The organism is Hydrogenophaga sp. A37, from assembly GCF_002001205.1.
Classification (GTDB): domain Bacteria; phylum Pseudomonadota; class Gammaproteobacteria; order Burkholderiales; family Burkholderiaceae_C; genus Hydrogenophaga.
In genome coordinates this window covers 25613-32769 of record NZ_MUNZ01000125.1, presented here as the reverse complement: position 1 = coordinate 32769, position 7157 = coordinate 25613, and the positions used below count along the sequence as shown (strand labels likewise).

7 protein-coding genes are annotated in these 7157 nt (G+C 66.7%); 2 read left to right on the top strand and 5 right to left on the bottom strand.

Features of this window, described 5'->3' with window-relative positions:
- Nucleotides 1-119: 119 nt before the first annotated feature.
- Genes B0E41_RS17010 through B0E41_RS16995 form a run of 4 tightly spaced genes read right to left on the bottom strand, consistent with a single transcriptional unit; the run spans nucleotide 120 to nucleotide 3020 of the window.
- Entirely contained in the window at nucleotides 120-1067 is a 948-nt protein-coding gene (locus tag B0E41_RS17010) for an FAD:protein FMN transferase (protein ID WP_077332469.1), read from the bottom strand.
- Nucleotides 1068-1074: 7 nt separating this feature from the next.
- On the bottom strand, nucleotides 1075-2265 hold the full coding sequence (locus B0E41_RS17005) for a DUF3570 domain-containing protein (protein ID WP_171984795.1): 1191 nt from the start codon (nucleotides 2263-2265) through the stop codon (nucleotides 1075-1077).
- Nucleotides 2266-2279: 14 nt separating this feature from the next.
- A complete protein-coding gene (locus tag B0E41_RS17000; RefSeq protein WP_077332467.1) occupies nucleotides 2280-2501 on the bottom strand; it encodes a DUF4266 domain-containing protein in 222 nt (73 codons plus the stop codon).
- A gap of 9 nt (nucleotides 2502-2510) precedes the next feature.
- Nucleotides 2511-3020 carry a TlpA disulfide reductase family protein gene (locus tag B0E41_RS16995; protein WP_077332465.1) on the bottom strand — a complete coding sequence of 170 codons (510 nt, stop codon included), beginning with the start codon at nucleotides 3018-3020 and terminating at the stop codon, nucleotides 2511-2513.
- A 185-nt stretch (nucleotides 3021-3205) separates the two neighbouring features.
- Between B0E41_RS16995 and B0E41_RS16990 the strand changes: the two genes are divergently transcribed.
- Both B0E41_RS16990 and B0E41_RS16985 read left to right on the top strand, forming a co-directional pair.
- On the top strand, nucleotides 3206-4138 hold the full coding sequence (locus B0E41_RS16990) for a DUF6502 family protein (protein WP_077332463.1): 933 nt from the start codon (nucleotides 3206-3208) through the stop codon (nucleotides 4136-4138).
- On the top strand, nucleotides 4135-5220 hold the full coding sequence (locus B0E41_RS16985) for a DUF5666 domain-containing protein (RefSeq protein WP_143433875.1): 1086 nt from the start codon (nucleotides 4135-4137) through the stop codon (nucleotides 5218-5220). Before B0E41_RS16990 ends, B0E41_RS16985 begins: the two co-directional genes overlap by 4 nt.
- Before the next feature lie 47 nt (nucleotides 5221-5267).
- On the opposite strand, the gene dsbD is transcribed toward B0E41_RS16985, so the two are convergent.
- Nucleotides 5268-7076, bottom strand: a complete 1809-nt coding sequence (gene dsbD, locus B0E41_RS16980; RefSeq protein WP_077332459.1) for a protein-disulfide reductase DsbD — start codon at nucleotides 7074-7076, stop codon at nucleotides 5268-5270.
- Nucleotides 7077-7157 lie beyond the last annotated feature (81 nt).

Genomic DNA, 7157 nt, shown 5'->3' with positions numbered 1-7157 from the left:
GGTCAGCGCATTCGTCCTTGGTGGTGGTGTCGCCACCGCCGCAAGCGGCCAGGCTCGCGATGGCCACGGCCATGGCGCACATCTTCAGGTGGGGGATCATGTTGATCATGTGAGTTCCTTCAGTGGGTTGAAAACTTCTGGGGTTGCGCCAGCGGTCCGTTGGCGCAGGGGGTGCCGTCGTGGGTGACGGCGAAATAGCTGGCGCCCTGGGCGTCCAGCCAGGCGGTGACGTCGCGGCCTTTGAGCATGGCGATCGTGGCCAGTGCGCCCGCCGTGGTGGTGTTGCCGGCGCGCACGCTGACGCACTGGAAGTCGCTGACGGGCCAACCGGTGAGCGGGTTCAGGATGTGGCAGTAGCGCCGCCCTGCGTGAATGAAGAAGCGCTCGTAGTCGCCGCTGGTGGCCAGGCCGCCGGTGGCGAGGTGCAACCGGGCCACACTGGCGCTTGGGGCCTCGGCAGGTGGGCGGGGGTGCTGGATGTCGATGGTCCAGGCGGATGGCGCCGAGTGCTCGGGATCGCTGAGGGCATGCAGGTCGCCGCCCAGGTTGATCAAGGCCTGATCGACCCCGTGCATCTTCAGCACCACCGCCGCGCGATCGGCCGCGTATTCCTTGCCGAAGCCGCCGAAGTCCAGCTCCATGCCGGGCTGTGTGAGCCGGACCGATGTTGGCGTCCGCTCGACCTTGTCCCAGCCGACGCGGGCGAGCGCGCCGTTCAGGGCCTGGGGCGACGGGATCACGGCGCGTTTGAAGTCCCACACCGTGCGCAGCACGCCCGAGGTGATGTCGAACAGGCCGTCGCTTTGCTGCCAGAGCTGGTCAGCGAAGGCCAGCAGATCGGCGGTTTCGGTGTCGACCTCCACCGCGGCCTGACCGGCGGCCTGGTTGATGCGCGAAACGATGCTGTCCGGCCGGTAGCGTGAGTAGGTGTGTTCGATGCGCCGCACCTCGTCGATGGCGGCCTGCGCCGCGTGGCGCATCGCAGCCTCGTCGGTGCCGCCAAGGTGCAGGCTGCAGGGCGAAGCCATGGCCTGGAACTCGACGACGATGGTGAGCCAATCCGCCATGGCGTGCTCAGAACTTGTGGGTCAGGCCGACCTGGATGACCCGCGCGTTCATGGGGTCCAGGCCCGGGCTGCCGCCGCCCAAACGCAGCGAGGTGGCTTGCCGGTACAGGTCCAGCTTCAGGTCGGCGGAGGTCGCCGGGTTGAACGCGTAGCTGGCCTTGAGCGACAGCGTCAGCGCGCCGAAGGCGGCCAGCCGCTGGTCGGCCGAGCGGTCGCCGCTGATGGCGCTCGCGCGCTGGAAGGTCTCCAGCTCCAGGTAGCGACCCTGGCTGTCCAGCACCGGGTTGAAGTAGAACTTGGCGGCGCTTTGCGTGTAGTAACGCAGTCCGGGCGTGAAGGTCCAGGCGCCCACGGTCTTGACCAGCTCCAGGTCGGTCGTGTGCGAGCGCACGCCGAAGGTGTCGCTGTAGTAGCGGTAGCTGGTGCGCGCGGTGGCGTCCATGCCCTTCAGGTGGTGGTTCCAGCGCACCAGGGCGATCCAGGCGTCGCGTTTGTCGGGCCGCTGGTCGAAGGTCTTGTAGGGGTCGTTGTAGTAGCCGCTGCCCATGCTGCGCGTCAGGTTGAACTGCGCGATGTCCACCGGGCTGAGCACCTGGGTCAGGCCGCCCATGATTTCATGGACGTTCTTGCGCTGGTTGATGGCGGTGTTCACGCCGTTGGACTGGTTGTCGATCTTGTCGCGCGAGAGCCCGACGCCGGCGGTCCAGGTGCGGTTGTTGTCGTCGCTCGACCAGCGGCCCTGCAGGCCGACCGCGCGCGACTGGTAGTCGTGCTCGTCGGAAATCGCCACGCTGGCGGCCACGGCCGTGCGGCCGAGGTAGCGCGTGACCTTGACGTCGGCGGCGGTGCGCTCGTCGCTCATCACGCTCGCGCCGGAACGCTGGGTGTGCATGCGCGGCGAGGCGCCCGACACACTGTCCACCACGGCCGAGCCTTCCACCGACCAGTCGCTGCCGACGGGGGCCAGGATGTAGAACTGTGGCGCGTCGACGCTGACGCGGGTCCAGCCGCTCTGGCTGTCCTGGTAGTTGCTGTACTTGACGGCAATCGTGGTCTTCTCCGGCGGGGTTTCGGCCGAGGCCTGGCCGGCGGGCAGCGCAGCGGCCAGGACCGCCAGGCCGGGCAGCATCAGCGATGCCAGCAACACGTTGCCGCGCGGGGCGGTGGGGGCAGAGGGGTGCTTGTGTGCTTGTGTCATGGGGGTGTGCTCCATCAGTTGCAGCCACAGCCGCCGCCACCGACGCCGTAACCGCCGCTGGCGCTTTCTTTGCTGCCGTAGGTGTGTTGCATGAAGCGCTGATCGAGCGGATCGCCTTCAAAGGTCATGGCCGGTTTGGCCAGGTCGCCCTTTTCCCAGGGGTTGACCTCGCCGAGGTTGCTGCAGCCCCCGAGCGACACCAGCAGGCACAGCGAGAGACATAAGGTGGGCTTCATGTTGGGTCCTTAACGTGCAAGGGCTTGCTTGATCTGTTTTTCGAGGTCGTCGCGGTTTTCGTCCTTGAAACCCTGGTGAACCATGAGCACCTTGCCGTCGGCGCCGATCAGCATCGAGGTCGGCATGCCCTTGATGCCATAGGCCTTGGGGGTCTTGCCCTCGGGGTCGAAGGCCACGGCGAAGAGCGCGGGGTTGGCGGCGAGGAAGGCCTTGGCTTCATCGCCTTTCTGGTCGAGGTTGACCCCGACGACACGCAGGCCGTTGGCGCCGTAGCGCTTCTGCATGTCGTTCATCCACGGAAACGACTGCTTACACGGGCCGCACCAGGAGGCCCAAAAGTCGAGGTAGACGGTTTTGCCTTTGTAGGCGGCGAGCTGGACCGGGCCTTTCTGGCCAGCCAGCTCGAAAGAGGGTGCAGATTGGCCGACATCGGTGGCACTGGCTGGCAGGGATGCCAGGCCGCTGAAGCCGACAGCGCAGGCCAGCAGCAAGGGTTTGATGGGGTGAAAAGCGGTCATGGCGGGCCTTTGGTGAATCAACAAGAAGATGGATACGATATTAAAAAAGGGAATATTTCCCATAAATGTCAGGGATAGGTGTGGGGTTGTCAAGGTTTTGGAGGAAAAATTGGTAAAAATGCCCATAAAATTGTGTCCGTGCCGCGGAGGCCTGACACACAGGCTTTCCGGGTACAACAACGCCCATGAACGACGCCAACGACCCCCTCGCCCAGGAAACGACCTCCAGCGCTGGATTGCCTCAGCCCGCGCTGGCGGCGCAGGCCATGTCGCGGCTGCTGCGGCCGCTGGCGCGGCTCATGATCGACCACGGCCTGCAGCACGCCGCCATGGTTGAACTGCTCAAAAAGGCGCTGGTGGACGAGGCCCTTGCCGGCTATTCACCTGCCGACAAAAGCGCGTCCGACACCCGCATCGCGCTGCAGACCGGTCTGCACCGCAAGGACGTGCGCCGGCTGCGCGAAGAGCCGGCGCTTGAAGAGGTGGTGGCGCCCATGGTTCCGGTGGCCGCTCACATCGTGGCCCGCTGGATCAGCGACCCCCGCTTCCTGCTGGCCGACAAGACGCCCATGCCCCTGGCTCGCACACCGCGCCTGGGCGACCCAGGCAAGCCCGACTTCAGCGTGCTTGTGGCCGAGGTGAGCCGCGATGTAGGTGCCCGCGCCGTGCTCGACGAGCTGGTGCGCATGGGCGTGGTGAGCATCGATCCGGAGGGGCTGGTGTCGCTGAAAGACACTGCCTTTGTGCCGCGGGAAGGTCTGGGCGAGGCCTTTCATTTCCTGGCCGGCAACGTGGGTGACCACCTGTCCACCGCCGCCTTCAACCTGTCGCCGGACCGGACCGAGCCTCAGATGCTGGAGCAGAGCGCGTTTTCTGCCGGGCTCTCGACCGACCAGGCCCAGGCGCTTCACCAGACGGCGCGCCGTCTTTGGGCCGATGCCTTGCAGCAGTTCCTGGTGACCGCCACCGTGGCGGAACAGCGCAGCGCGTCGGACGACGGTGACAAGCACCGGGTGCGCTTCGGCGTCTATTTCCATCAGGTGGCCGAGGACACCCCGCAGGCCAAGGCCGGCGTGACCCTGCCCGCCCGCAGACACAAACGAAAGCCATCGCCATGAGCGGGTTGCCAGAACACGAACATCCCCTAGGACGACGCCACTGGATCGTCCTGGCGTTGTCCGCCATGGCCGGATGCGGCGGCGGGAGCAGCACCGAAGAGCCGGTTGGCGCCGGTGGCGGGGCGGGGTCTGGGGGATCTGGAGGCGGACAGACCCCGGCGGCGGGTGGCGGTGACGCCGCTGCTGACGGTGGTGGAACCCAGGTGGCTGGCGCGCCCGGCACGGGCGGCACGGGCAGTCCTGGGGGCAGCGACCCCGGCACGGGGGGCACCGGCATCTTTTCGCACGGATCCATCTCGGCGTTTGGCAGCGTGGTGCTCAACGGCATCCACTTCGACGAGACCGGTGCCAGCATCCGTATCAACGGCGCGTCGTCCAGCCCGGGTGCGCTGCGCCTGGGCATGGTGGCGGGCGTTCAGGGGGAGCGCTACGCCGACGGTGTGTCTGGCAAGGCCGAGTCCATCGAGGTCTGGTCGATCGCCCGAGGCCCGGTGACGGCCGCGGGCGGTGGCCAGTTCACCGTGCTGGGCATGAAGATAAAGACCCAGGGATCGACCTTCCTCGAAGGCGTCGCCAGCGCCTCGGCCATTGCCGCCGGCCAGTGGGTCACGGTGTGGGGCCTGCAAGCCGATGCCCAGGCCAGTTCATGGGTCGCCACACGGGTGGCGGTGGGCTCGGCAGGGGGCTTGGTGGTGGCGACCGGCATGGTCTCGGGCTCCAAAGAGCAGCGGCTGCTCAATGGCATCCGGTTGACCGGCGGCGACGCCGAGAAATTGCATTCGGGGCGGGTCACTCGGGTGGAGGGAAAGTGGGATGCCGAAGCCGGCTCGCTGGAAGTCAAGTCGGACCACGACATGGATGTGCGCGGCGAAAACGTGGGATCGTCGGCCCTGGTGGAAATTGAAGGTGTGGTGACCAGCTTGTTGGGCGGCAACCGCTTCACCCTGGGCTCGGTGGAGGTAGACGCCAGCGCCGATGCGTCGAACTACGCCAAGCTGAAGGTGGGATCGAAGCTGGAGGTGTATGGCACCTGGCAGGGGCAGGTACTGAAGGCCACCGAACTCGAGTTCGAAGACGACTGACGACGCAGTGATCACCGGCCTTCGCGGTGAAGGCCGGTGTCGGTGACTCAGGGCAGGGCGCGGTCCAGCGAGGCCATGAAGTCGTCGGCGTTCTGAAAGCCGATCACCTTGTGCGTCACACGTGCCCCGTTCTTCGCATCAAAGAACACCATGCCCGGTGGGCCGAACAGGCCAAACTGTTTCATCAAGGCCTTGTCTGCACCGTTGTTGGCGGTCACGTCGGCCTGCAGCAGGCGCACGGGGGCGAGCCGCTGGCGCACCTGGGGCTTGCTGAAGGTGAAGGTCTCCAGCTCCTTGCAGGCCACGCACCAGTCGGCATAGAAGTCGAGCATCACGGTTTCGCCCTTCTGCTGGGCCTCCCGCAGTTGCGCGTTGAGCTGATCGATGCTGCCGACGCGCGCAAACGGCAGGGCGACAGCGCGCTCGGTGGAAGGGCCGCTGGCGGCCGATCCCTTCAGGTGGGCCAGCGGCTGCAGCACCGAGTCGCCTCCCGATGCCGCACCCACGAGCAGCACCAGCGACAGGGCGGTGAGGCCGGCGCCCAGCGTGCGCGCTGGCAGAGGCTTGGGCACCGCCTGCGGATGGGCCGCGCCGAAGCTGCCGAGCAGTGCCGCTGCGGTCAGGAACCACACGGCCCAGAGCAGCATGTGCGCGCTCGCCGGCAGCACCGGCGAGACCATCCAGATTGCCACGCCGAGCAGCATCATCCCGAACACTTTCTTGACGTTGTCCATCCACGCGCCGGCGCGCGGCAGCAGGCTGCCCGCCGACAGCCCCACCAGCAGCAGCGGCACGCTCATACCCATCGCCATGCCGAACAGTGCGGCGCCGCCCAGCACCAGGTCTTTGGTCTGGCTGATGTAGACCAGCGCCCCGGCCAGCGGCGCGGCCACGCAGGGCCCGACCACGAGGGCCGAGATGCAGCCCATCAGGAACACGCCCACATAGGAGCCGCCGTTGAAGCGGTTGGAGATGTCGGCCGCGCGCGTCTGGATGAACCCCGGCACCTGCAGCTCATAGAAGCCAAACATCGACAGTGCCATGGTGGACAGCAGGAGCGCGAAGCCGCCCAGCACCCAGGGGTTCTGCAGTGCCGCGGCCAGCCCTTCGCCGGCCAGCCCAGCGGCCACGCCAAAGCCCGCGTACACCAGGGCCATGCCGATGGCATAGGCCAGCGACAAGGCAAAACCCTTGCTGCGGCTCACCGGGCCGGTCTGTCCGGCGATCAGCGACGACAGGATCGGCACCATGGGCAGCACACAAGGCGTGAACGCCAGCAGCAGCCCGGCGAGCAGAAACACGCCCATGGTCCGCAGCAGGCTGCCGGAGGCCAGCGTGTTCGCGATGTCGTCGAGTGGTTGTGACGACGCTGACGGCCCTGCGTCGGTTGCCACTGTGGGGTTGGAGACGGCCTGGGCCTTGGCCGACACGGCGGCAGCCAGCACGACCGGCGCCGAGGTCGGGGGATAACACAGCCCCCCATCGGCGCAGCCCTGCCACTCCACCGCCAGCGCCGCGCTTCGGCCTTGGCTCAAGGCCACGTCCACATTCACCGGCTGGTCGTAAACCGCCATGGTCTTGCCGAAGTTGGCGTCGAAAAGATCTTCAGCCGCCGGCATCTGCGCAGCGGTCCACTGGGCGCCCGGCTCCTGGGCCTTGAAGTGGATCCGGTCGCGGTAGAGGTGGTAGCCGGGGGCGATGTCCCAGTGCAGCCTCACCGAGCCGTCGGGCTGCGGCGTGAAAGAAAAGGCAAAAGCCTGTTCAGGGGGGAGGAATTCTTCGGCGTGGGCCAGGCCATTGAAAGCCAGCAGCAGCATCAGGGCCAGCGTGCGCCCGAGTCGGGTCCATACAGACATGTCGCGTCTCCAAAAAACAGGAATGACGCGATTGAATCATATTTTGGGAAAATATCCCAAAATAAAGAGAGGCGGTCCCGG